General features: G+C 67.2%; 22 protein-coding genes, 1 tRNA gene and 2 pseudogenes. 13 read left to right on the top strand and 12 right to left on the bottom strand.

Translation table 11 applies throughout. The features are described from left to right. The first annotated feature begins 162 nt into the window (after window positions 1-162). From NF616_RS13485 to NF616_RS13455, 7 genes are all read left to right on the top strand, one after another. The gene (locus NF616_RS13485; RefSeq protein WP_252273804.1) at window positions 163-1,227 is read left to right on the top strand and encodes a DUF2157 domain-containing protein; all 1,065 of its coding nucleotides are present in this window, start codon (window positions 163-165) and stop codon (window positions 1,225-1,227) included. Beyond that, a complete protein-coding gene (locus NF616_RS13480; RefSeq protein ID WP_252273803.1) occupies window positions 1,224-2,051 on the top strand; it encodes a DUF4824 family protein in 828 nt (275 codons plus the stop codon). The genes NF616_RS13485 and NF616_RS13480 overlap by 4 nt, the downstream gene beginning before the upstream one ends. Before the next feature lie 31 nt (window positions 2,052-2,082). After that, window positions 2,083-3,567, top strand: coding sequence for a sensor domain-containing diguanylate cyclase (locus NF616_RS13475; RefSeq protein ID WP_252273802.1), 1,485 nt, complete (start codon window positions 2,083-2,085; stop codon window positions 3,565-3,567). Continuing rightward, window positions 3,564-3,767 (top strand): cysteine-rich CWC family protein, encoded by a 204-nt coding sequence (locus tag NF616_RS13470; protein ID WP_252273801.1) that lies wholly within the window; start codon window positions 3,564-3,566, stop codon window positions 3,765-3,767. Before NF616_RS13475 ends, NF616_RS13470 begins: the two co-directional genes overlap by 4 nt. Before the next feature lie 2 nt (window positions 3,768-3,769). After that, on the top strand, window positions 3,770-4,462 hold the full coding sequence (locus NF616_RS13465) for a pseudouridine synthase (RefSeq protein WP_252273800.1): 693 nt from the start codon (window positions 3,770-3,772) through the stop codon (window positions 4,460-4,462). A 335-nt stretch (window positions 4,463-4,797) separates the two neighbouring features. Then, window positions 4,798-5,676 carry an alpha/beta fold hydrolase gene (locus tag NF616_RS13460; RefSeq protein ID WP_252273799.1) on the top strand — a complete coding sequence of 293 codons (879 nt, stop codon included), beginning with the start codon at window positions 4,798-4,800 and terminating at the stop codon, window positions 5,674-5,676. 51 nt (window positions 5,677-5,727) lie between these two features. Further along, window positions 5,728-5,801 (top strand) — tRNA-Gly (locus NF616_RS13455). Between the two features lie 226 nt (window positions 5,802-6,027). On the opposite strand, the gene NF616_RS13450 is transcribed toward NF616_RS13455, so the two are convergent. Together NF616_RS13450 and NF616_RS13445 are read right to left on the bottom strand one after the other, a co-directional pair. After that, the gene (locus tag NF616_RS13450; protein ID WP_252273798.1) at window positions 6,028-6,834 is read right to left on the bottom strand and encodes a putative signal transducing protein; all 807 of its coding nucleotides are present in this window, start codon (window positions 6,832-6,834) and stop codon (window positions 6,028-6,030) included. A 14-nt stretch (window positions 6,835-6,848) separates the two neighbouring features. Next, window positions 6,849-9,056: an OsmC domain/YcaO domain-containing protein gene (locus NF616_RS13445; RefSeq protein ID WP_252273797.1), complete on the bottom strand. Its 2,208-nt coding sequence runs from the start codon at window positions 9,054-9,056 to the stop codon at window positions 6,849-6,851. Between the two features lie 184 nt (window positions 9,057-9,240). On the opposite strand from NF616_RS13445, the gene NF616_RS13440 reads away from it, so the two are divergent. Next, the gene (locus NF616_RS13440) at window positions 9,241-9,402 is read left to right on the top strand and encodes a hypothetical protein (protein WP_252273796.1); all 162 of its coding nucleotides are present in this window, start codon (window positions 9,241-9,243) and stop codon (window positions 9,400-9,402) included. Between the two features lie 4 nt (window positions 9,403-9,406). On the opposite strand, the gene NF616_RS13435 is transcribed toward NF616_RS13440, so the two are convergent. The 4 genes and pseudogenes from NF616_RS13435 to NF616_RS13425 form a co-directional block, all read right to left on the bottom strand. Then, window positions 9,407-9,973 carry an ATP-dependent Clp protease proteolytic subunit gene (locus NF616_RS13435; protein WP_286675066.1) on the bottom strand — a complete coding sequence of 189 codons (567 nt, stop codon included), beginning with the start codon at window positions 9,971-9,973 and terminating at the stop codon, window positions 9,407-9,409. 147 nt (window positions 9,974-10,120) lie between these two features. Continuing rightward, window positions 10,121-10,198, bottom strand: a pseudogene (locus NF616_RS21425) (con-10 family general stress protein); the annotation flags it as partial. Between the two features lie 39 nt (window positions 10,199-10,237). Then, window positions 10,238-10,552, bottom strand: a pseudogene (locus tag NF616_RS13430) (con-10 family general stress protein); the annotation flags it as partial. Between the two features lie 169 nt (window positions 10,553-10,721). Next, window positions 10,722-10,952 (bottom strand): hypothetical protein, encoded by a 231-nt coding sequence (locus NF616_RS13425; RefSeq protein WP_252273793.1) that lies wholly within the window; start codon window positions 10,950-10,952, stop codon window positions 10,722-10,724. A gap of 169 nt (window positions 10,953-11,121) precedes the next feature. On the opposite strand from NF616_RS13425, the gene NF616_RS13420 reads away from it, so the two are divergent. The 4 genes from NF616_RS13420 to NF616_RS13405 all read left to right on the top strand — a co-directional run bounded on the left by NF616_RS13420 (window position 11,122) and on the right by NF616_RS13405 (window position 16,736). After that, the gene (locus NF616_RS13420; protein WP_252273792.1) at window positions 11,122-12,762 is read left to right on the top strand and encodes a VRR-NUC domain-containing protein; all 1,641 of its coding nucleotides are present in this window, start codon (window positions 11,122-11,124) and stop codon (window positions 12,760-12,762) included. After that, window positions 12,759-15,050, top strand: a complete 2,292-nt coding sequence (locus NF616_RS13415; protein WP_252273791.1) for an ATP-dependent DNA helicase — start codon at window positions 12,759-12,761, stop codon at window positions 15,048-15,050. The genes NF616_RS13420 and NF616_RS13415 overlap by 4 nt, the downstream gene beginning before the upstream one ends. A 372-nt stretch (window positions 15,051-15,422) precedes the next feature. Next, window positions 15,423-16,415, top strand: a complete 993-nt coding sequence (locus tag NF616_RS13410) for a TerC family protein (RefSeq protein WP_252273790.1) — start codon at window positions 15,423-15,425, stop codon at window positions 16,413-16,415. Between the two features lie 18 nt (window positions 16,416-16,433). Continuing rightward, entirely contained in the window at window positions 16,434-16,736 is a 303-nt protein-coding gene (locus tag NF616_RS13405) for a hypothetical protein (protein ID WP_252273789.1), read from the top strand. On the opposite strand, the gene NF616_RS13400 is transcribed toward NF616_RS13405, so the two are convergent. Next, window positions 16,737-17,492: an SIR2 family NAD-dependent protein deacylase gene (locus tag NF616_RS13400; RefSeq protein ID WP_252273788.1), complete on the bottom strand. Its 756-nt coding sequence runs from the start codon at window positions 17,490-17,492 to the stop codon at window positions 16,737-16,739. 124 nt (window positions 17,493-17,616) lie between these two features. On the opposite strand from NF616_RS13400, the gene NF616_RS13395 reads away from it, so the two are divergent. Further along, window positions 17,617-17,943, top strand: coding sequence for a YgaP-like transmembrane domain (locus tag NF616_RS13395; protein WP_252273787.1), 327 nt, complete (start codon window positions 17,617-17,619; stop codon window positions 17,941-17,943). Between the two features lie 2 nt (window positions 17,944-17,945). On the opposite strand, the gene NF616_RS13390 is transcribed toward NF616_RS13395, so the two are convergent. The 5 genes from NF616_RS13390 to pqqD all read right to left on the bottom strand — a co-directional run bounded on the left by NF616_RS13390 (window position 17,946) and on the right by pqqD (window position 24,369). After that, window positions 17,946-19,592 (bottom strand): PAS domain-containing hybrid sensor histidine kinase/response regulator, encoded by a 1,647-nt coding sequence (locus tag NF616_RS13390; RefSeq protein ID WP_252273786.1) that lies wholly within the window; start codon window positions 19,590-19,592, stop codon window positions 17,946-17,948. After that, window positions 19,576-20,739 carry an alcohol dehydrogenase-like regulatory protein ErcA gene (ercA, locus tag NF616_RS13385; RefSeq protein ID WP_252273785.1) on the bottom strand — a complete coding sequence of 388 codons (1,164 nt, stop codon included), beginning with the start codon at window positions 20,737-20,739 and terminating at the stop codon, window positions 19,576-19,578. The genes NF616_RS13390 and ercA overlap by 17 nt, the downstream gene beginning before the upstream one ends. A 326-nt stretch (window positions 20,740-21,065) precedes the next feature. Beyond that, window positions 21,066-22,865, bottom strand: coding sequence for a S9 family peptidase (locus NF616_RS13380; RefSeq protein WP_252273784.1), 1,800 nt, complete (start codon window positions 22,863-22,865; stop codon window positions 21,066-21,068). Between the two features lie 102 nt (window positions 22,866-22,967). Then, complete coding sequence (pqqE, locus tag NF616_RS13375; protein ID WP_252273783.1) at window positions 22,968-24,122, bottom strand: pyrroloquinoline quinone biosynthesis protein PqqE; 1,155 nt, start codon at window positions 24,120-24,122, stop codon at window positions 22,968-22,970. Next, entirely contained in the window at window positions 24,094-24,369 is a 276-nt protein-coding gene (gene pqqD, locus NF616_RS13370; protein ID WP_252273782.1) for a pyrroloquinoline quinone biosynthesis peptide chaperone PqqD, read from the bottom strand. Before pqqD ends, pqqE begins: the two co-directional genes overlap by 29 nt. Window positions 24,370-24,460: the final 91 nt, after the last annotated feature.

Raw genomic sequence — 24,460 nt, 5'->3', positions numbered from 1 at the left:
GCGCTATTCGCTCCTGTCGGCAGGCCAGTCATCGCTTGAAACACTTGCACACCGGGCTGTCGTCGCCAGTTGTGCGGGACTGGGCAGAACGGCCTCGCCGGTGGTTTTTCAATCGCCGGCGAGCGGCTACAGTGGCGGGCACTGCCGCCACAGGGATGAACCATGCCGCTGACCCGCGACCAGGCCCAGCAACGGGCCGACGATATCCAGGCATTTCGCCGCGAGGCGCAGCGCCTGCGTGCCGAGGGCTCGCTGAATCCGGGCGATGAAATCTTCGCCCGCATCGCCGCCCATCACGACCAGGTGCTGGCGCAGTACCGCGCCAGCTTCGATATCGATCATGACTCGCAGACCAAGCGCCTGTCGCTGAGCATGCGCGTGGTCTCGCTGCTCGGCGCGCTGGCCCTGGCGGCCAGCCTGCTGTTCTTCTTCTACCAGTTCTGGGGTTTGTTCGGCGAAGCGCTGCAGGTCGGCATCCTCATCGGCTTCTCCCTCGGCAGCCTGTTGCTGACCGGGCTGCTGATCAAGCGCGACGCCTCGGGCTACTTCGTCAAGCTGGCCGCCGTGCTGGCGATGGCATGCTTCGTCCTCAACCTGCACATGCTCGGGCAGATCTTCAACATCACGCCCTCGGACAACGCCCTGCTGTGCTGGGCCGCCTATGCGCTGCTGCTGGCCTACGCCTGCCAGGCGCGCTTGCTGCTGGCCGTCGGCCTCGTCTGCCTGCTGGCCTACAGCGGCACGCGCATCGGCGACTGGTGCGGCTGGCTGTGGCTGGAGGCGGCCGAGCGGCCGGAGCACTTCTTGCCCGGCGGCCTGCTGGTGTTCCTGCTGCCGGCGCTGCTGTCCCAGGCGCGCTACAGCGGCTTCGCCGCCACTTATCGCATCGTCGGCATGCTGGCCCTGCTGCTGCCGATGCTGGTGCTGGCCAACTGGGGTCGCGGCAGCTACCTGCCGTTCGACTACGGCAGCATCGAGAAGGGCTACCAGCTGCTCGGCTTCGCCGCCTCGGCGCTGTTCATCTGGCTCGGCATCCGTCGCGACTGGGCGGAAGTCACCCTGCTCGGCCAGCTGTCGTTCCTGCTGTTCCTGTTCATCAAGATGGTCGACTGGTGGTGGGACGTGCTGCCCAAGTACCTGTTCTTCCTCATCCTCGGCCTGACCGCCGTCCTCGCCCTGCTGGTGCTCGGCCGCCTGCGCCGTAGGCATACCGGAGGTGCCGCATGAACGCGCGCCTGCTGCTGCCCGCCGGCCTCGGGCTGATCCTGCTGAGCAACGCCGCGGCGCTGGCCGGCGTCTGGTACAACCGCCAGGGCGAGCCGCAGAGCCGCCTGCTGCTCTCCGAGCGCGAGCTGCGCCGCGACTGGGAAGGACCGCACCGGGAGAACAGCGGACTGAGCGCGCGGCTGAGCTGGCGCCTGCCGGAACTGTCGGAACTGCCGGGCGACGAATGTTCCGACCAGCGCGGCCTGAGCGAAGCGCAGCTGCGCAGCGTCGGCGCGCTCGATACACGACGCGACAGCGCCCGCGGCTGGGCGGTGCTGGAGCTGGACGGGCCGGCCTACCGGCAGTCCGTACAGCGGGCCGAGCAACGGCTGCAGCAGGCGGCCGAGCGGGCCCGGCAGCTGCCGGACGACCAGCGTCTGCAGGACGCGGCACAAGCGGCGCGCAAGGCCCTGGCCGAAGAGCGCAGCCGCGAGAGCCGGCTGTTCCTGATCGACGTGGGGCCGGACGCCGACGCGCTGCGCCAGCGCTACCCGGACCGCGCGCGCCATGCCGTGCTGCCCGGCACGGTGAACGTGTGGAGCGCCTGCCGGGTCGGAGGAGAATGGCACCGCAGCGGCTCGGTGACGCTGCACAGCGAGACCATCAACGTGCCGCATCACTGGCGGGAAGCGCTGGCCGAGCGCATACCCAGCTACTACGACGACAAGCGCGCGGCCTTCACCGCCGAGCTCAGCATCGGCCAGCGTTTCGAGCCCTGGCTGAGCGCGGTGCGGATCGCGGAAAACCCCGCCACCGCCAGTGACGCCAGCGACAACGCGCGCTAGCATTGCGCCACTTTTTCGAGGCCCCGCTTCCATGCCGCTCAGCACGTCCCGCAAGGCCCAGTTTTCCCTGCTGTTGCTCCTGACCGTCCTGCTGCTGGGCGGATTTCTCGCCACCAGCCTGGTCAGCTACTACGCCTCGCGCGACAGCATCCGCGACAGCATCGTCAACACCGAGCTGCCGCTGACCTCCGACAACATCTACTCGGAAATCCAGAAGGACCTGATCCGCCCGACGCAGATCGCCTCGATGATGTCGCGCGACACCTTCCTGCGCGACTGGGCGCTGGACGGCGAGCAGAATGCCGTGCCCATGACCCGCTACCTGCGCGAGATCCAGGATCACTACGGCACCTTCACCAGCTTCTTCGTCTCCGAGAAGACCCGCACCTACTACCAGGCCAAGGGCGTGCTCAAGCAGGTCCGCGAGGACGAACCGCGCGACATCTGGTACTTCCGCGTGCGCAACATGGCCGAGCCCTACGAGATCAGCGTCGACCCGGACCTGGCCAACCGCGACCGCCTGACCTTCTTCATCAACTTCAAGGTGTTCGACTACGAGGAACGCTTCATCGGCGTGGCCGGCGTCGGCCTGACGGTGGACGCGGTGGTCAAGCTGGTCGACGACTACCAGCGCCGCTACGACCGCAGCATCTACTTCACCGACCGCCACGGCCGCCTGGTCCTGACCAGCGCCGCGGGCGGCCCGATGGGCGCGCAGCGCGGCCAGCTGCTCAGTGAAGTGCCGGGGCTGGAGGCGATGCTGAAGGTACTGCCGAAGCCCGCCACAGGCCGCTTCGACTACAGCGAGGGCGGGCGCAGCCACTTCATCTACGTGCGCTACATCCCCGAACTGGACTGGTTCCTGTTCGTCGACAAGCACGAGGAACACGCACTCGCCAACATCCGCCACAGCCTGTATCTCAACCTGATCATCTGCGCGGCCATCAGCCTGGTGGTGCTGCTCCTGGTGCACCAGGCCATCCGCCGCTACCAGCGGCGCATCGCCGCCCTGGCCACCACCGACGTGCTCACCGGCCTGCCCAACCGCCGCGGCTTCGACCTGCTGGCCGCCCAGGCGCTGCAGGAAGCCATCCGCGAGCAGAGCCCGCTGAGCGCCCTGCTGATCGATCTGGACCATTTCAAGAACCTCAACGACACCCACGGCCACCTGGCCGGCGACCAGGTGCTGCGCGGCTTCGCCCGGGCGCTGCAGAGCAACCTGCGCCAGTCGGACATCATCTGCCGCTGGGGCGGTGAGGAATTCATCCTGCTGCTCAAGGGCACCGGCAGCAGCACGGCGCGCCAGCTGGCGGAGAAGATTCGCGAGCAGACCGAGCGGGAGGTGTTCCTGTTCAACGGCGTCAACCTGCGCATCACCACCAGCATCGGCGTCACCGAACTGCAGGGTGACGAGAACATGGACCGCCTGATTGCCCGCGCCGACCGCGCGCTGTACCGGGCCAAGCAGTCCGGCCGCAACCGCGTGTGCGAAGACGCCGGCGGCCTGCAGTCGTGAACACCGAGCGTTGCCCGCGCTGCGGCCGGCCCAACCGCTGCGCCCAGACCGGCAACGCGCAGCCGGTGCAGGACTGCTGGTGCTTCCACACGCCGATTTCTCCCGAGGCACTCGAGGCACTGCCCGCCGAGGCGCGTGACAAGGCCTGCCTATGCCCCGCCTGCGCCGGCGCCACTGGCAACGACGCCCAGCCCGACTAGCGATGCGCCTCGACCGTTTCCTCAGCAACCTGCCGCGCTTCAGCCGCGCCGACGCCCGCCTGCTGCTGGCCGCCGGGCGCCTGAAAGTCGACGGCGCCACGGTGCGCGACGCCCGCGTCGAGGTGCGCGAGTTCAGCCGCATCGAGCTGGACGACGAGCTGCTGCAGGCCGGTAAGCCGGCGCGCTACTTCATGCTCAACAAGCCGGCCGGTGTGGTCAGCGCCACGCAACACGGCGAGCACCGCACCGTGCTCGACCTGCTCGACGAACCGGACAAGCACGAGCTGCACATCGGCGGGCGCCTGGACCTGACCACCACCGGCCTGCTGATCGTCACCAACGACGGCCTCTGGTCGCGCCGCCTCACCGAGCCACGCAGCCGCCTGGGCAAGGTCTACCGGGTGAGCACCGAACAGCCGATCACCGAGGAATACGCCGAGGTCTTCGCCCGCGGCCTGTACTTCGCCTACGAGGACCTGACTACGCTGCCGGCCGAACTGCAGATAGTCGATTCACACACCGCCCTGCTGACCCTGCACGAAGGCCGCTACCACCAGGTCAAGCGCATGTTCGGCCACTTCCAGAACAAGGTCATCGGCCTGCACCGCGAGTGCATGGGCCCGCTCGCCCTCGACCCGAACCTGGCGCCCGGGCAGTACCGGGCGCTGAGCGCCGAGGAGATCGCGGCGGTGTGAAGACCGTCCGGCGGAATGCGTTGCCATGCCGCACAACTGACTTGCACCTGCAACACGGGGCTGCTTGAATCAAAACCACGGTCCGGTTGTGACCGATAAGTCGAAAACACATTCTAAGAAGCCTTTTCCCACCCACACGGGTCTGCCCTCATCGTCCTTCCAGGCCGATGCCCGTCGGAACAGGCACCCCGCCTCCAACAACAATTCGTCGGCCAGCCCTTCGAGCCGACCAGGCCTCCCTTCCCCAGGCACATGCCTACCTGCTCTGAAGCTCGCGCAGCCTCGGTGCATCGCTGCGCGTCCAGGAATCGCCGAATGTCGTCGGGGGCAAGAACATGAAGCCGGAAACCGCTGTGCTGGATATCCACGGGCAATATCGGATCTACACGGAGCTTTATCGCGCCAGCGGCGCAGAGCGCACCATCATCCTGGTCAACGGATCGCTGTCGACGACCGCCTCGTTCGCCCAGACGGTCCGCTACCTGCACCCGCACTTCAACGTGGTGCTGTTCGACCTGCCCTACGCCGGGCAATCGCGCGAACACAACCGCCTCGAGCGTTTCATCACCCGCGAGGAAGAGGCCGACATCCTCCTGGCCCTGGTCGAGCACTTCGCCTGCGACACGCTGCTGTCGTTCTCCTGGGGCGGCATCGCCGCGCTGCAGGCCCTGGCCCGCAGGCCCAAGCGCATCACCCAGGCGGTGATCAATTCCTTCTCGCCCATCGTCAACCAGCCGATGCTCGACTACCTGGAACGCGGGCTGGAGGTGATGCGGGCCTGCGACCGCGAGAAGGTCGGCAGCGTGCTCAACGCCACCATCGGCAAGCACCTGCCCTCGCTGTTCAAGCGCTACAACCACCGCCACGTCGCCGGTCTCGACGTACACGAATATGGACAGATGAGTTTTCACGTGGAGAACGTGCTGAAGATGGAGGGCCGCTCCTGCGTCAGCTTCGCCGGCGAGATCGAGATACCGCTGCTGTTCGTCAACGGCGAGTGGGACGAATACACCACGGCGCAGGACGCCCGCCTGTTCACCCAGTACGTGCGCCACTGCCATTTTCGTACCGTGCCCCAGGCCGGCCACTTCCTCGACATGGAACACAAGGCCGCCTGGATGCAGACCCGCGACGCGCTGCTGGCCTTCCTCCTGCCGCTTGCCGAGGGCGGCACACAACAACCGGAACGAGACCGCTACGCCCTGGCCGTGTGAAGCCACGGCTTCACCTCGCCGGGCGATTCTGGTACAAAGTCAGCCGCCCGAGCGGGCGTCGTATAATGGCATTACCTGAGCTTCCCAAGCTCATGACGAGGGTTCGATTCCCTTCGCCCGCTCCAGAATCTCTACGTTGAAGCCCTGCTCTGCAGGGCTTTTTCGTTTCTACCTTGATAGGTCAGAGTTCACTGGAGAAAAAGGTATTTTTCTTGATGGTGTCCGACAGCCTGGCTACCGCTGGTACAAAACAGACGGCACGCTTTGGAAAGAGCTTGAAACTGAAAGCTGATTGACGAAACCAATCCCGTAGATCAGCGGCCACAGCTCCCGAAGGGCCAGCGACAGATGTCATCCGGCCACTTTTCTCGATATAGGCTCCCGCGTGACCACTTCACCCAGAGAGCTATAGGTAAGCCGTGTGTCTAGTTCTCCGTCGTCATCAGAGTCGATATCCGCCGACACCAGTTTCCCTAGCCGGAAATGCTCCACCCGCTGTGGCAACCCTGTCGTGGGCTTTACGTATTCCACGGATCTCAGAACACCATCTCTGAAATACGCTCGAAGATCTGGATATCCGTCTCCGTCTGTGTCGGTTTCAGCAGACTGAGCATTGCCTCTTCGAAAGACAGTCTTCGTCTCGAATATGCCATTGAAGTCTTCGTCTGAATCGGCTGACTCGGTCTGCCCCCGTAAATCGTAGTGGGCGACGTAGTCAACTTTACGATCAAGATTGCGATCGATCTCCAGCTTCAAGGGCCTTCCGTTGGAAGCGTATGTCCACGCTTCATCGAGATGGCCATCTCGATCATGGTCGACACCGTCCACCGTTCCAGGGGCCTTATATATCGCATACAAGCCCCCAACTCCGACAACCAAGCCAAGCAGAAAACCTGCAAAACCGCTGTACTTGGGAGACTCTTTCCGAGCGGCAGAAGCCGGTGTCACCTCGGTGGCCTCCCACCGCTCGATTATGGCTCTAGCATTTGAGAAGTCCTTATCCTCGGCCACCAAACGGACTAGACCAATAGCCGGAAGACCACCGACCGCTCCCTGAAGGTATTCGCCCTGAATGTGACTTGAAATGCCTTGCTGCCTGAGCAGCTCGAGCAACATATGCGCTTCAGCAGAGTTTGATGCTTCGTAGAGTGTCTTCATGACTAATCCTTTGGTCATTGCCGGGATATGGCTGTCGCATTCGCCCGCGCCGCGTGCAGTTTCTTATAGCTCTCGACCAACCGCAGATGCTTGTCGAGGCCTTCCAGCTGCATGCTGGTCGGTGTCAGCCCATAGAACCGCACGCTGCCGTTGACCGAACCGATGGCCGCATCCATCCGCTCGTTACCGAACATGCGGCGGAAGTTGACCTCGTAGTCGGCCATGTCCAGGTCGTCGTCCAGCTGCACTTCCAGCACCACGTTGAGCGCCTGGTAGAACAGGCCGCGTTCGACGGTGTTGTCGTTGTACTGCAGGAAGGCCTCGACCAGCCCCTTGGCCTGCTCGAACTTCTTCAGCGCCACATAGATCAGCAGCTTCAGCTCGAGGATGGTCAGTTGGCCCCAGACGGTGTTGTCGTCGAACTCGATGCCGATCAGCGTGGTGATGTCGGTGTAGTCGTCGACCTCGCAGTTCTCCAGGCTCTTGAGCAGGGACTTGAGGCGCAGGTCGCTCAGGCTGTGCAGGTTGAGGATGTCGGAGCGGAAGATCAGCGCCTTGTTGGTGTTGTCCCAGATCAGGTCCTCGACCGGGTAGATCTCCGAGTAGCCCGGCACCAGGATGCGGCAGGCGTTGGCGCCGAGGTCGTCGTACACCGCCATGTATACCTCCTTGCCCAGGTCCTCGAGGATGCCGAACAGGGTCGCGGCTTCCTGGGCGTTGGAGTCCTCGCCTTCACCTGAGAAGTCCCACTCGACGAACTCGTAATCGGCCTTGGCGCTGAAGAAGCGCCACGACACCACGCCGCTGGAGTCGATGAAGTGCTCGACGAAGTTGTTCGGCTCGGTCAGCGCGTGGCTCTCGAAGGTTGGCTGCGGCAGGTCGTTGAGGCCCTCGAAGCTGCGGCCCTGGAGCAGTTCGGTGAGGCTGCGCTCCAGTGCAACCTCGAAGCTCGGGTGCGCGCCGAAGGAGGCGAACACGCCGCCGGTGCGCGGGTTCATCAGGGTCACGCACATCACCGGGAATTCGCCGCCCAGGGAGGCGTCCTTGACCAGTACCGGGAAGCCCTGCTCCTCCAGGCCCTTGATGCCGGCGAGGATGCCGGGGTACTTGGCCAGCACCTCCTGCGGCACGTCCGGCAGGGCCAGTTCGTCTTCGAGTATCTCGCGCTTGACCGCGCGCTCGAAGATTTCCGACAGGCACTGCACCTGCGCCTCGGCCGGGGTGTTGCCGGCGCTCATGCCGTTGGAGAGATACAGGTTCTCGATCAGGTTGGACGGGAAGTACACCACCTCGCCGTCCGACTGGCGCACGAAGGGCAGCGAGCAGATGCCGCGCGCCTTGTTGCCGGAGTTGGTGTCGTACAGGTGCGAGCCGCGCAGCTCACCGTCCGGGTTGTAGATCTCCAGGCAGTAGTCGTCGAGGATCTCTTCCGGCAGCGCGTCCTTCGGCCCCGGCTTGAACCACTGCTCGTTCGGGTAATGCACGAAGGGCGCATTGGCGATCTCCTCGCCCCAGAACTGGTCGTTGTAGAAGAAGTTGCAGTTCAGCCGCTCGATGAACTCGCCCAGCGCCGAGGCCAGCGCGCTCTCCTTGGTGGCGCCCTTGCCGTTGGTGAAGCACAGCGGCGACTGCGCGTCGCGCACGTGCAGTGACCAGACGTTGGGCACGATGTTGCGCCAGGAGGCGATCTCGATCTTCATGCCCAGGCCGGCGAGGATGGCCGACATATTGGCGATGGTTTCTTCTAGGGGCAGGTCCTTGCCGAGGATGCGCGTGCCCTCGCCCTCGGTCAGCGCCGGGATCAGCAGGGCCTGGGCGTCGGCGTCGAGGTTGTCGACTTCCTCGATGATGAAGTCGGGGCCGGTCTGCACCACCTTCTTCACGGTGCAGCGGTCGATGGAACGCAGGATGCCGACGCGGTCCTTCTCGGAGATGTCCGCCGGCAGCTCGACCTGGATCTTGAAGATCTGCTTGTAGCGGTCTTCCGGGTCGACGATGTTGTTCTGCGACAGGCGGATATTTTCCGTGGGGATGTTGCGTGTCTGGCAGTACAGCTTGACGAAGTAGGCCGCGCACAGCGCCGAGGACGCCAGGAAGTAGTCGAACGGCCCCGGCGCCGAGCCATCGCCCTTGTAGCGGATGGGCTGGTCGGCAATCACCGTGAAGTCATCGAACTTGGCTTCGAGACGGAGGTTGTCGAGAAAGTTGACCTTGATTTCCATGCGGGATTACCAGAATACGTGCGAGGCGAAATGCCGCGCATTATCCGGCATTCGGCGTGGGCGTGGTGCACAGGCACATCGCCATCACGAAATGTGACGCACAACACAGTTATTGCGCAGCGGAAATGTCGACATCGTCACAAAGCTTGGTAGGCTCTCGACACCTCAACACAGGAGCTTTCCGATGAAGGAACAACGGAAATACCTCGCCCTGCGCGCCCATATCGAGAGCCTGCTTCAGGATGGAGCACAGATCGTCAGCCGCGCGCCCTTCACGCTTCGCATCCAGGGACATCTGTTCCGCGTGCAGCACGGCATGCTGATCGGCCACTCGGCCGCGGCCTGAACCTCTAGGAATGCACGCACCAGTTGACTGCTTCGGAAGGCATTCCGAGGCAGTCCACGGTGTGGATCACGCCTGAGCTCAGCGCCTCTTCCGCACTCAGAATCCGCGGCGATGCCGTCAGGCAATCGAGCACGTCCAGGGGCTCGGCGGCGCCGCGGGTGCGTTCCTCGACGATGGCGGCATACAGCTGCAGGTCGTAGTCCAAGCTCATCGCGTATTCGGACATGCGGGCATGGTCGACGGCGCCATTGAGCGTCCAGTGAAAGGGATGGAACAGGAACTTGCTGTAGTGGCAGGCGGTGCGCTGTTCGCCGGCCAGGAAGATGATGTTGCCCATGGACTCGACCGTGCCGAGGTTGTGGGTCTTGACCGGGATCGGCAGCGAGATCAGGAAGTTGTACAGCGAGAATCCGTAGCTGCATTCCCCGCCCATGGTGGCGATCTTGATGACCAACTCGTCCGCACCCTGCTGGATGGCCTGGGAGCATTTGTCGATCAGCTGACCGCAGGTGTGGGAGTTGATCGGTGCCGTGAAATGCACGACATGACTTCTCACGAGTGCCCTCCTCAGCGATGCGTCCGCGTGAGTCGCGTTCCGACCGCTCTGTTAGGCGCGCGCTATTCGGCGCGTTGGTGGGATGAGGCGGGGATGCGGGCAACCCCGCCAGGCTGGTGATCCTTGGGAAGAGCGGAAGCCGTAGCTTCCGCTCGCTCCGCATCAGCTGTTGCGGCCACCGCCGCTGTTCTGACCACCCTTGCGGCCTGCTTCGGAGGCACGCTCGCGGTCGTTGGCAAAGTTGCCGCCGCCGGACTGCCCGCCCGAACGATTGGAATCGCTCTGGTTGCCGCCGCTGCTCTGACCGCCCTTGCGGCCGGCCTCCGAAGCGCGCTCGCGGTCGTTGGCGAAGTTGCCGCCGCCGGATTGCCCGCCCGAACGATTGGAATCGCTCTGGTTGCCACCGCTGTTCTGACCACCCTTGCGGCCGGCCTCGGAGGCGCGCTCGGGATCGTTCTTGAAGTTGCCGCCGCTGTTCTGGCCGCCCTGGCTGCCGATCTCCTGGTAGAACTCCTTGTCGTGGCTGGCGGAAGTGCTTTCGCCACCTTTGCGGCCTGCTTCCTCGACGCTCATCTTGCCATTGTTGTCAGCCATGGAATCCTCCATCTCGCTTCGATCAGTTGATTGGGAAGCCCGCTGCCGTTGGGCTGCGACTGCCTGGCTCACAACTGAGTGAGTCGGCGGCGAGGGTGCCGGTTTCATGTATTTTCCGAGATACGGACGAACGCTCCAGCACCGGTTCGCTGAGGCGAAACGGCGCTTTTCAGGCCGCCGAGATGCCGGTGAGAGTGATGCCGTAATGGCGCAGCAGCAGCACCGCCGGCTCGTCGCATTCGCGGTCGTGCACGTCGCCGAAATCGCCCTTCTCCAGATGGGCCTCGGCCCATGCGAGCACATGGCGTACCGCCGCCTCCATGTCGGGCTTGTCGGCGGCCTGCATCTCCAGGGTGGAGGTGTTGTTGTCCTTGCTGTAGCTGATGATCCACTGGGCCATGGTGATCTCCTGCGAAAGGGCATGGCAGACGTCTGCCTACCGGTTTCGAGCCGTGCCCGCGGACAAGGGTTCAGGTCGCAAGCCGAACGGCAGTGCAGGCGGTCGGGCCGGGGTTGCTCGCGGCGCCGGCGTCGCGCACCATTGACTGTATATAAAGACAGTAATCCCCATGTCCGCGCCACTCGACCCCAACCTCTACTACCTCGGCAACTTCCACACGGCACTGGCCTGGATAGGCGAGCGCTACGGCGACCTGCTGGGCGATGACGAGCTGGCCTTCCTGCAGGCCTTCGCCGAGCTGCCACAGCCCTCGCAGGCGCTGCTGGTGCGCCTGATCATGCGCAAGGGCCCGCACTTTCGCGCGAGCAAGCTGAGCTACGCGGAAATCGGCGACATCGCCACCGCCGCCGAGCCCCTGCTGCGCCTGGGCTGGCTGATCGAGGACGCCGTGCTGGACCTGGCGGAGCTGTTCGCCCTGCTGCGCAAGGACGAGCTGATCGCCCGCTTCGACGAACTCGCCGCCCTGCGCACCGCGAAGAAGAGCGAGCAGCTGCTGGCCCTGCTGCCGCTGTACAGCGAGGCCCTCCCGTTCGCCCATTGGTGCCCGCAGCTGGACCGGCTCTACAGCCTGACCGCTGGACCGCTGTGCGACCGCCTGCGCCTGCTGTTCTTCGGCAACCTGGCGCAGGACTGGTCCGAATTCGTCCTCGCCGAGCTGGGCATCTACCGCTACGAGACGGTCGAGATCGGCCCCGACGCCCGCGGCTTCCGCAGCCGCCGCGACGTCGACGACTACCTGCACCTGCAGCACTGCCGCGATCTTTTCGAGGCCGGCCTGCCGGTCGCCGAGGTGCTCGACCAACTGGGCGAGTTCGGCAGCGACAACCCGCACCTGGCCAGGCGCCATGCCAAGCTGCTGTTCCGCCTCGGCCAGCAGCTGGAGCGCGAGGGCGAACTGCCGGCGGCCGCGGCGCTGTATGCGGCCAGCCTGCACGACGAGGCCCGCCGCCGCCGCGTGCGCGTGCTGGAGAAGCTCGGCGAATGCCAGCAGGCCCACGACCTGGCCATCCTCGCGCTCACCGCGCCGCGCAACGATGCCGAGGCCCAGGCCCTGGAGCGCGCCCTGCCGCGCCTGCAACGCCAGCTCGGCCTGCCGAGGCAGCCGCGCAAGGCGCCGGCCGAGGCCGGGCTGATCGAGCTGGAGCTGCCGCAGCCGGACGCCTTCAGCGTGGAGTGGGCGGTGCAGCAGCACCTGCACGACGAGGGTGCGCCGGCCTTCTACGTGGAGAACACCCTGGTATGCGGCCTGTTCGGCCTGCTGTGCTGGGAGGCGATCTTCGCCCCGCTGCCCGGTGCCTTCTTCCACCCCTTCCACGCCGCCCCGGTGGACCTGCACGACGCCGACTTCCGCTCGCGCCGCGAGGCGCTGTTCGCGCGCTGCCTGGCGCGCCTCGAGGACGGCAGCCACGCCGAGGCGATCCGCGCCACCTACGCGGCCAAGTACGGCGTCGTCTCGCCCTTCGTGCACTGGACGGTGCTCACCCCCGAGCTGCTGGAGACCGCCCTGCACTGCCTGCCGCCGGCGCACCTGCGCGCCTGGTTCGAGCGTCTGCTCGGCGATATCCGCGCCAACCGTGCCGGCATGCCCGACCTGATCCAGTTCTGGCCGGCCGAGCGGCGCTACCGGATGATCGAGGTAAAGGGCCCCGGTGACCGCCTGCAGGACAACCAGAAACGCTGGCTGGATTTCTGCGCCCGCCACGGCATGCCGGTGGACGTCTGCTACGTGCGCTGGAGCGCGCCGGCGTGAGTTACACCGTGGCCGTGCGCGCGCTGTGCGAGTTCACCGCCAAGGAGGGTGACCTCGACCTGCGCTTCACCCCCGCGCCCACCGCCGCCGAGGGCATGGCCGGGCACGCCACGGTGGTCGGCCGACGCGGGGCTGGCTACCTGGCCGAGCTGCCGCTGGCCGGCGAGTATCCGGGCCTGCTGGTCAGCGGCCGCGCCGACGGCTACGACCCCGAGCGCAATCTGCTGGAAGAGATCAAGACCCACCGCGGCGACGTGGCGCGCATCCCGGACAACCACCGCAAGCTGCACTGGGCCCAGGTCAAGCTCTACGGCTGGCTGCTGTGCGACGCGCTGGAACTGCCGCAGATCGACCTGGCGGTGGTGTACTTCAACGTACTCACGCAGAAGGAAACGGCGTTTCGCGAGCGCTTCACCGTCGAAGACCTGCGCGAGTTCTTCGAGTTGCAGTGCGCGCGCTTCGTCGCCTGGGCCGAGCAGGAAACCGCCCACCGGGTGGCCCGCGACGCCAGCCTGGAGACGCTGCGCTTCCCCTACCCGAGCTTCCGCCGTGGCCAGCGCCAGCTCGCCGAATCCGTGTACCGCGCCGCCCGCGACGGCGACTTCCTGCTGGCCCAGGCCACCACCGGTATCGGCAAGACCCTGGCCACCTTGTTCCCACAGCTCAAGGCCTTTCCCGGCAAGGCGCTGGACCGCCTGTTCTTCCTCACCGCCAAGACTCCGGGCCGGCGCCTGGCGCTCGACGCGCTGGCCAGCCTGCGCGAGCAGGAGCAAAACATGCCGCTGCGGGTGCTGGAGCACGTGGCCCGCGACAAGGCCTGCGAACACCCGGACAAGGCCTGCCACGGCGAATCCTGCCCGCTGGCCCGGGGCTTCTACGACCGCCTGCCGGCCGCCCGCGCCGCCGCCCTCGAGCGCCGCTGGCTGAACCAGGAGGCCGTGCGCGAGATCGCCCTGGCGCACCAGGTCTGCCCCTACTACCTGTCCCAGGAGCTGTGCCGCTGGAGCGACGTGGTGGTCGGCGACTACAACTACTACTTCGACATGACCGCCCTGCTGCACGGGCTCACCGTGCTCAACGGCTGGAAGGTCACCCTGCTGGTGGACGAGGCGCACAACCTGATCGACCGCGCCCGCGGCATGTACAGCGCCGAGCTGGACCAGGCCGAGTTCAACGCCATGCGCAAGGTCGCCCCGGCCGGTCTCAAGGGCGTGCTGGAGCGCGTCGGCCGGCACTGGAACCAGCTGCACCGCGACCAGGAAGTGCCGTACCAGATCTACCCGGCCATCGCCGACCTGTTCATCCTGGCCCTGCAGAAGGTGGTGAGCGCCATCACCGACCACCTCACCGACCAGCCCGAGGGCAACCAGGCCGCGCTGCTGCGCTTCTACCTCGACGCCATGCTGTTCTGCCGCCTGGCCGAGGCCTTCGGCCCGCACTCGCTGTTCGACATCACCCGCCACGACACGCGGGCCGGCCGCAGCCTGTCGACCCTGTGCCTGCGCAACATCGTGCCGGCGCGCTTTCTCGCCGAGCGCTTCGCCAACGCCCACAGCGCCACGCTGTTCTCCGCCACCCTCAGCCCCGGCCACTACCACGCCGACCTGCTCGGCCTGCCGCGCGACTGGCAGTGGCTGGAGGTGCAGTCGCCATTCGGCGCCGAGCAGCTCAGGGTCCAGGCGCTGGCCAACCTGTCCACCCGCTACCAGCATCGCGACGCCAGCCTGATGCCGATCGCCACCCTCATGGCCCGGCAGTTCCGCCAGCAGCCGGGCAACTACCTGGCCTTCTTCAGCAGCTACGCCTACCTGGAACAGGCGCTGGAGAACTTCCGCCGCGAGCACCCGGACATTCCGGTCTGGGAACAGTCGCGCAGCATGAGCGAGGCCGAGCGCCAGGCCTTTCTGGAGCGCTTCACCGAGCACTCCCGCGGCATCGGCTTCGCCGTGCTCGGCGGCGCCTTCGGCGAAGGCATCGACCTGCCCGGCAAGCGGCTGATCGGCGCCTTCATCGCCACCCTCGGCCTGCCGCAGGTCAACCCGGTCAATGAGGAAATGAAGGCACGCATGCAGCAGATGTTCGGCAATGGCTACGACTACGCCTACCTGTTCCCCGGCCTGCAGAAGGTGGTGCAGGCGGCCGGCCGGGTGATCCGCACCACCGAAGACCAGGGCGTGGTCTACCTGCTCGACGACCGCTTCACCCGCGGCGAAGTGCGCCAGCTGCTGCCGGCCTGGTGGCAGGTCGAACGCAGCCGCTATCAGCCGGACCGGGAGCCGGTGGCGTAAGGCGCGCGAACCGGGCGCGGCCTCGTAGGGTGCGCCGTGCGCACCGAGCGGCCCCACCGGCGATACGCATCGCCGAACATCATCGGTACTCGTCGCCTATCGCGGCTCGGGCCTGACCCAACCGGGCATGGACCTGCGCATGCGGAACGACTCGAATCCCTTGCCGAAAACCCAACGGTGCGCACGGCGCACCCTACGCGGCGAAGCCAACGGCATCTCGTGCTCCACCCGATACACACTTTGCAAAAAGCCGGCCCTTGAGGCGCAACGGAAATTCCTTATCCTGCGCAACCGTGACGCCGGGCCCCTCTGACGGTTTGCAGCCGCCATGTCGGAGTCATAGTTGGTACAACTACGACTAAGGAGGGGCTCATGACTGCCCTGGAATCGTTCCTCTTCGCCGACCTGCTCGGCACCGCCACCTGGCTGTGGCTGACCTTCTTCGCCCTGGTAGCCGCTCTGCTGGCCTTCGACCTCGGCATCCTGCACCGCGACAACCGCGAAATCGGCGTCAAGGAGAGCCTGCTGCTGTCGGCCGGCTACATCTCCATGGGCCTGTTGTTCGCCGTTTGGGTGTTCTTCCAGAAAGGCGGCGACGCCAGCATGGACTACCTGACCGGCTTCCTCATCGAGAAGTCGCTGTCTATGGACAACGTGTTCGTCATGGCGCTGATCTTCAGCTTCCTGGCCATCCCGCGTCAGTACCAGCACAAGGTGCTGTTCTGGGGAATCATGGGCGTGATCGTGCTGCGCGCCATCATGATCGGCCTGGGCGCCGCACTGATCAGCGAGTTCGACTGGATCCTTTACGTGTTCGGCGCCTTCCTGGTGCTGACCGGCGTGAAGATGCTGTTCTCCAGGGTCGACGACGAGCCGGACCTGGCCAACAACCGCTTCGTCACCTGGCTGCGCAACCACCTGCCGGTGACCGACCGCCTGCACGAACAGCGCTTCTTCGTACGCCAGGCAGACGCCAGCGGCAGGCTCAAGCTGTGGATCACCCCGCTGTTCCTGGCGCTGATCCTGATCGAGTGCGCCGACTTGGTGTTCGCCGTGGACAGCGTGCCGGCGATCTTCGCCATCACCCAGGACCCGTTCATCGTCTACACCTCGAACATCTTCGCCATCCTCGGCCTTCGCGCCCTGTACTTCGCCCTGGCCGCGATGATCCACCGCTTCGCCTACCTGAAGTACGCTCTGGCCCTGGTGCTGGTGTTCATCGGCGGCAAGATCTTCCTGCACGGCATCATTGGCAAGGTGCCGGCGGCCATCTCGCTCAGCGTCACCCTGGGCCTGCTGGCCGGTGGCGTGCTGCTGTCGCTGTGGAAGACCCGCAACCAACCCGCCCACACGCTCGAATCCTGATTGCAGAGGAGTTTCACCATGACCCATTTCAAACCGCTGCTGCTCGGCCTGGGCCTGTTGGCCCTGGCCGGCTGCGACAGCGCCGAGCAGGCCGCGTCGAACTTCGCCGAGAAGGTCGAGGAAGCCGCCGTGGAAACGGCCCGCGAGAGCCTGGGCGAGACCATGAAAGAGTTCGACAAACAGGTCGACCAGCTCAACGACAAGGTCGACCAGGCCCAGGAAGAAAGCCGTCAGTGGCTGCAGGCACAGCCGGAGTCCGAGCAGGAGCAGCCGCAGCAGGACACCGAGAAACCGTCCGAAGAAGACATGATCGAGACCTGATCAGTCGCCGAAGGCCGCCCGCAGCAACTGCGGCAGCAGCGTCCCTGCGGCGCCCGCCAGGCTGTATTCGCGGGCTCCGCCGACCGCCTCCGGCTGCGGATTGACATGCACCACGCAGGCGCCGCTACGCGCGGCGATCTGCGGTACCTGCGCCGCCGGGTAGACCAGCCCGGAGGTGCCGACCGACAGCAACAGGTCGCACTCCCCCGCCGCGTCGAAGGCCCGTTGCAGCGCGGCCTGCGGCAGCGACTCGCCGAACCACACCACGCCCGGGCGCACCGCTGCGCCGCAGTGCACGCAGCGCGGCGGCGCCAGGCGCCTGCCTTCCTGCGGCTCATCCAGCTCATCGCTCAGCCCCTCATGCGCCCGTCCGCACTCGAAGCAGCGCGACGCCTGCAGGCTGCCGTGCAGGTGAATCACGTCCTGGCTGCCGGCGCGCTCGTGCAGATCGTCGACGTTCTGCGTCACCAGGGTCAGCCGCGGCACCCGTCTCGCCAGCTCGGCGATGGTTCGGTGCGCCAGATTGGGCATGGCGCGCAGCACCCGCTGGCGGCGCCACTCGTACCAACCCCAGACCAGCTCGGGGTCGGCTGAAAACGCCTCGGGCGTGGCCAGCCGCGCCGGGTCGAACCGGGCCCACAGGCCGGTCAGCGCATCGCGGAAGGTGGGAACACCGCTCTCGGCGGAGACGCCGGCGCCGGTGAATACCAGCAGGTGACGGCAGTTGCGCAGGGCTTCGACGACGGCGGGATTCATGGCGCGCTCACGGGCTGAGTGAGGCCGCATTGTCACCGGGCGTGGCGCCGTCGGCCACTCATCCGTGACGCGGAACGCCCCGCCGGCCGGCCGGTCGCAACTCCATCCCACCAGGAGAATCACCATGCACAACGTCCAAGGTTACGAACGCGCCCTCTCCATCGGCCTGGGTCTGGCCAGCCTGGCCTACGGCCTGCATCGCGGCGACGGCGCCGGCTTCGGCCTGGCCGCCCTCGGCGGCATGGGCCTGCTGCGCGGCCTCACCGGCCACTGCGCGGTGAAGGGCTACCTGAACGATCCGGAGCAGGAACTGCACTTCCTCAGGGCCGAGCTGATGCGGCTGCGCGAATCGGTCGCCCGACTCGGCCCGCAGGATCCGGTGGTAGAGCCGCCGCTGGGCGCCGACACCATGGTCCACGGCTTCGACCGCTCGCTCCTCGGCAGCCGCTAGGCTCAACCGAGCAGCTGGCTCAGCACCGCGCGCAACTTGCCGGGCTTGAGCGGTTTGTTCAGCAGCGGAATGGCCTTGCGCTGGGCCGCGCTCTGGCAACGCTCGCTGCGGTCGGCGGTGATCATCACCACCGGCAGCTGCGGGTCGAAGCGCCGGCGCAGCGCCTCGACCACGTCGCAGCCGACCACACCGTCGTCCAGGTGATAGTCGATCAGCAGCGCGTCCGGCGCACGGCCCTGCAGCGCCGCCAGCGCCTCGTCGAGGCCGCGCGCGACCAGCACATCGCAACCCCACTGGCTGAGCAGCGCGTCCATGCTGTCGAGGATGCTCTGCTCGTTGTCGATCACCAGCAGGCGCCGGCCCGGCAGAGGATCGCCCAGCTGCACCTGCGGCAGCGCGACGGCCGGCCGCTCCGGCATCTGCGTCAGCGGCAGCTCGAAGGCGAAGCAGGAGCCCCGTCCGAGGCGTGAGCGCACCTGCACCCGGCAGCCGAGGATGCACGCGATGCGCTCGACGATCGCCAGCCCGAGGCCCACGCCGCGCCCCGACTCCAGCTGCTTGAACTCCTGAAAGATGACCTGCAGCTGGTCCTGCGGAATGCCACGGCCGCTGTCCCATACCTCGATGCGCACATGGCCGCCACGCCGCCGCGCGGCCAGCAGCACGCCGCCCTTCCAGGTGTAGCGGCAGGCGTTGCTCAGCAGGTTGCGCAGGATGCGGCTGGCCAGGCGCAGGTCGGTGCGCACCGCCAGCTCCGGCAGGCGCACACGCAGACGCAGGCCGGCGGCCTCGGCCACCGGCTGGAACTCCGAGGCGAGCGGCGCGAACAGCTCGGCCAGGCGGTGATCCGCCGGGTCGGCCTGCACCGCCCTCTGCTCCAGGCGGGACACATCGAGCAGGTCGGCGAGCAGCTCCTCGGCGCCGTCGAGCGCCTGCTGGGTGCGCTCCACTAGTTGCGCCTCGGCGCTCGGCAGGCTGCGCTCGCCCAGGGTGGCGATCAGCAGCCGCGCGGCGTTCAGCGGCTGCAGCAGGTCGTGGCTGGCGGCGGCGAGGAAACGGTCCTTGGAGCGGTTGGCCTCCTGCGCGGCGTCGCGTGCCTCGCGCAGCTCCTCGGTACGCGCGGCGACGCGCTGCTCCAGCTCGTCGTTGAGCTGCTGCAGGCGCAGCTGCGCCAGCTTGCGTTCGGTGATATCGGCGACGAAGCCCTCGAACAACCCGGGTTCGTCGGGCTTGAGCAACAGGTTCATGACCACCGTGATGTGGCGGCCATCGCGACGGCGCAGCTGCGTCTCGTAGCCGTACAGGCCGCCGCGCGCCTGCAGCGCCTCGCGGATGGTCAGCAGCTCGTCGCCACCGCCGACGAACAGCTCGCGGGCCAGGTCCGACAGCGACCACAGCACTTCCTGCGGTGCGGCGTAGCCGAGCATGCGCGCCAGCGCCGGGTTGGCGGCCAGCAGCCCCTGGGTCAGGCTGGCCTGGAAGATGCCATGCACGGCGTTCTCGAACAGCCACTTGTAGCGGTTGCGCTCGGCCTCCAGCTCCTCCAGGCGCGCCTGCAGTTCCGGGTAGTGGCTCTTGCGCTGCGACTGGCTGCCCAGCCCGAGCAGGCCGGCGAGGGCCTGCTGGGGGTCTTCAGAGGGCCTCGCCATACACCACCTCGACGTCGCGCTGGCTGGACTGGCGCGGGTTGGTGAGGATGCACGGGTCGTGCATGGCATGGCGCGAGAGAAACGGAATGTCGCTGCTGCCGACGCCGTGACGCGCCAGGGTCTCGTGGAAACCGACCGCGCTCTTGAAGGCGATCAGATGCTCCACCAGGCGCGCACGGACCTGCGGGTGGGTCAGGCCTCGGCAGTCCAGGCCGAGGGTCTCGGCGATCACCCGGAAGCGCTCCGGCGCGGCGTCGTAGTTGAAGGCCACCACGTGCTCCACCAGCGCCGCGTTGCACAGCCCGTGGGGCAGGTCGAGGAAGCCGCCGAGGCTGTGGCTCATCGCGTGCACCGCGCCGAGGATGGCGTTGGAGAACGCCAGGCCGGCCTGCATGCTGCCGAGCATGATCTTCTCGCGCAGGGCGATGTCCGCGGGATTGGCGATCATCTCCACCAGGTTGCCGCCAATCAGCCGCATGGCTTCCAACGCATGACTGTCGGTCAGCGGCCCGTGGCCGGTGGAAACGAACGCCTCGATGGCATGCACCAGCGCGTCGATGCCGGTACAGGCGGAGAGGAACGGGTCCATGCTCAGGGTGGTTTCCGGGTCGATCAGCGACACGTCCGGCACCACGGCCTTGCTGACGATGGAGAACTTCATCCGCTCGGTCTGGTTGGAGATGATCACGAACTGCGAAACATCGGCGGAGGTGCCGGCGGTGGTCGGAATCAGGATCAGCGGCGGGCTCGGCACCCGCACCGTGTCGACGCCCTCGAACTCGAGGATGTGGCGACCATGGGCGGCAACGATGCCGATGGCCTTGGCACAGTCCATCGGGCTGCCGCCGCCGACCGCGACGATGACGTTGCAGCCCTCGCTGCGGTAGCGCTCGGCGCCGGTCATCACCTCCTCCATGCGCGGGTTCGGCGATACCTCGGTGTACAGGCTCCAGGCCAGGCCCTGGGCCTGCAGGCTGGCCTCCACATCGGCGACCCAGCCGGCGGCCTGCACACCCGGGTCGGACACCAGCAACACCTTGCTGGCGCCGAAGTTGGCGGCGACGTTGCCGACGTTGTGCCGGCAACCGGCACCGAAGATGATTTCGGGAGAAACGAACTTGCGCAGCGGGCTCAACACCTGGCTCATACCACAGCCTTTTTTCTTGTTTTAGTGATCTTCCCGCAGCCTACTGCAATCGCCGGGCTTTGCAATCGGACCTTCCGCCGTGCGTACCGGTGGCGCGCAGTGACATGCAAAGCCGGTGCGCGCGGCGCACCCTACATGCCTGGCACGACGGACCGGCGGCAGGCCTCGCCGGCGGCATGGCCATGGCCTAGGCCGCCACACACCAGGATGCGATTGTCGCGAACCGCCCAGGCATCGCCATGGTACTCCTCGCCCGGGGACGCGCTTCTGTCCGCGTAGGGTGCGCCGTGCGCACCGATCAACGCACCGTCGGCGCGCGGCGCACCCTACGAGAGGTCGCGGTAGAACGCATGCTCCGCCTCCAGCGCCTCGGCCTGGTGGGCGGCGAGGCGGAAGCCGTGGCCCTCGTCGGGAAACAGGCGGTACTCGACGGCGATGCCGTTGTCGCGCAGGGCGGCGACCATGCTCTCGGTCTGCTGCGGCACCACCACCGCGTCGCGGCCGCCCTGGAAGAAAATCACCGGCACACGGATGCGTCCGGCCTGCTGCAGCGGCGTGCGCTGGCGATAGCGCTCGGCATGCTGCTGCGGGTCGCCGAGCAGCCAGTCCAGATAGTCCGCCTCGAACTTGTGGGTGAGCCGGCGCAGCGCCAGTGGATCGCTCACGCCATAAAGGCTCGCGCCGCCGGCATAACCGCCCTGGGCCAGGGCCAGCAGCGCGCTGTAGCCGCCGGCGCTGGCGCCCCGCACGAAGACCCTGGCCGGATCGATACGCCCGGCCTGCGCCAGGTGCGCCACGGCGGCGCGGATGTCATCCAGCTCGATGCGCCCCCACTCGCCCTGCAGCCGCTGCCGGTAGGCGCGGCCGAAGCCGGAGCTGCCGCGGTAGTTGAGGTCGAGCACGGCAAAGCCGCGCAGGGTCCAGAACGGGATGCGCGGGTCGAATACCGGGTAGCAGGCCGAGGTCGGCCCGCCATGGAGGAAGACCACCAGCGGCGGCCGTTCGGCGCCCGCATACGGCGCGTAGAAGAAACCGTGGCAACGCTCGCCCTCGCCCACCGGGCAATCCAGCGGCTGCGGGCGCGGCAGATGGGCCTCATTCAGCAGGCGTTCGCCGCCGGCCAGCACGCGCACCGCGCCATCGGTTCGGCCAACCGCCAGCACCGCAGACAGGCGATCCGGCGCGGCGGCGATGCAGTAGTAGTGCCCGGCGTCGGCGGCCAGGGCGCGGAAACGGGTGAAGTCGTCGGCCAGCCGCCGCTCGCCGGCAGCCTCACGCACCGCGGCCAGCACGCCGAAGCCCTGCTCGAAGCGGGTCAGCAGCAGCTCGCCGTCCAGCGGCAGGTAGGTACGGCCGCCCAGCTGCCAGGGCGCCGCCGCGTGGTCGCGGGGAGCGCCACGTGCGTCATCGTCATCCACGCAGATCGGCTGCCACCAACCGTCGCGGTCGCTCAGCACCCAGAGCCGGCCAAGCGTGTCGAAGCGCGGCTGTTGCAGCGCCTGGTCGTCCGCCGCACCGGCCAGCACGCGGTTGCTGCCGCCGGCTTCGCGCAGGCACAGGCGGGTGGCGGTCCAGGGTTGCTGCGGCCGCGACCACTCGATCCAGGCCAGGCGCCGGCCATCGGCACTGGCCACCGGCGCCGCGTAGAAGTCCGCGCCCTCGACCAGCACCTCGCGCCGGCCCGCCAGGTCGATGCGCACCAGCCGATGCACCACCGCCTCGCCCTCGCGGCACTCCTCCACCGCCAGCAACGCCCGCCAGGCCGGCGCGTAGACCAAGTCGCCGTAGCGGCAGTCGGCGCGCTCGGTCAGCCGGCGCGGCGCGGCGCTTGCCGCGACATCGTCGATCAGGTGGATTTGCTGGTCGGCGTCGTTGACGAAGGCCGCACCGCGCTCGGTCGCGCAGCTGGCGCCGCCGCCGTATTCATAGACCCGGCTGCGCACCGAGTAGCCGGGCGGGGTCAGTTCGCGGCGCTGGTCGTCGCGCAGGAACTGCAGCGAGCAGCGCCCGCTGGCCGGCTCGAACTCGACCCACAGCACGCCGCCATGGGCCGCGTGCAGTTCGGCGAAGTCGCGGCCGGCCGCCGCGGCCTGGGCGGCTGACCAGAGGGCGTCAGGGTTGGGCATTTGCGGCTCCGTGGGTGGGCTGTGCGAAGCGGGGCGTCGCGCGGCACGACGGGCCATCGGTGCGCACGGCGCACCCTACACGGGGCGAGGCGCCGGTAACCGTCATGCCTTGCAGATCAACCTCGACGCCTTGTCATTGCGGAACGTCAGCTCGCCGAGGCCGACCGCGCCCAGCTCGGCCTCGCGGCGGGCGTCGAGGATCAGGTCGTGATGGGCCGACTTGGCGCACACCGGGTCGGCATTCTCCGCCGTGCCGGTGAGCATGAACGCCTGGCAGCGGCAGCCGCCGAAGTCGCGTTCCTTCTCGTCGCAGCTGCGGCATGGCTCGGGCATCCAGTCGTCGCCGCGGAAGCGGTTGAAGCCGAAGGAGTCGTACCAGATGTGGCGGATGTCGTGCTCGCGCACATTGGGAAACTTCACCGGCAGCTGTCGCGCGCTGTGGCATGGCAGCGCAGTGCCGTCGGGCGTGACGTCGAGGAACAGGTTGCCCCAGCCGTTCATGCAGGCCTTGGGGCGCTCCTCGTAGTAGTCCGGGGTGACGAAGATCAGCTTGCACGGGTGGTTCTGCGCCGCGAGCCTGGCCCGGTATTCGTTGGTGATGCGCTCGGCACGCTCCAGCTGCGCCTTGCTCGGCAGCAGGCCGGCGCGGTTGAGCTGGGCCCAGCCGTAGAACTGGCAGGTGGCGAGTTCGACGAAGTCCGCCTCCAGCTCCAGGCACAGCTCGATGATGCGGTCGATGCGGTCGATGTTGTGCCGGTGGGTGACGAAGTTGAGCACCATCGGGTAGCCATGGGCCTTCACCGCGCGGGCCATGGCGACCTTCTGCGCGTAGGCCTTGCCGCTGCCGGCGAGCAGGTTGTTGAGCTCCTCGTCGGCGGCCTGGAAGCTGATCTGGATATGGTCCAGGCCGGCCTCGGCGAAGGCCGCCACCTTGGCCTCGGTGAGGCCGATGCCGGAGGTGATCAGGTTGGTGTAGTAGCCCATGCCACGGGCTGCGGCGATCAGCTCGACCAGGTCCTGGCGCACCAGCGGCTCGCCGCCGGAGAAGCCCAGCTGCGCCGCCCCCAGCTCGCGGGCCTGGCGGAACACCTCGATCCACTCGGCGGTGGACAGCTCCTCGCCCTGGCGGGCAAAGTCCAGCGGGTTGGAGCAGTACGGGCACTGCAGCGGGCAGCGGTAGGTCAGCTCGGCCAGTAGCCAGAACGGCGGGCCGATCTGCACGCCGGGCTTAGCGCAACTCGATCCAGAACTGGGCATGGGCAACCTCGAGGAACGCCAGGATGTCTTCGTCGATCCCCTGGGCTTCGGGGAAGCGGCTCTGCAGCTCGGCGACGATGGTCGCCACGCTGCGCTCGCCGTCGACCAGCTTGAGAATCTCGCCGGCGCTCTCGTTGAGCTTGATCATGCCCTCCGGGTAGAGCAGCACGTGGCAGCCCTGGGCTGGCTCGAACTGCAGGCGGAAGCCGCGGCGAATGACGGGATGCTGGAGCAGGATCGTGCTCATCGCGGGAACTCCGGGGTGCAGTCGGTAGAGATCGTCTTGGTGCGCACGGCGCACCCTACGTGTCGCGCGGCGGTGGCGTTCGATACGCCCG

The sequence above is a fragment of the Pseudomonas subflava genome (genome assembly GCF_023823685.1).
Lineage (GTDB): Bacteria > Pseudomonadota > Gammaproteobacteria > Pseudomonadales > Pseudomonadaceae > Aquipseudomonas > Aquipseudomonas subflava.
This window is presented reverse-complemented; position numbering and strand designations above follow the sequence as displayed.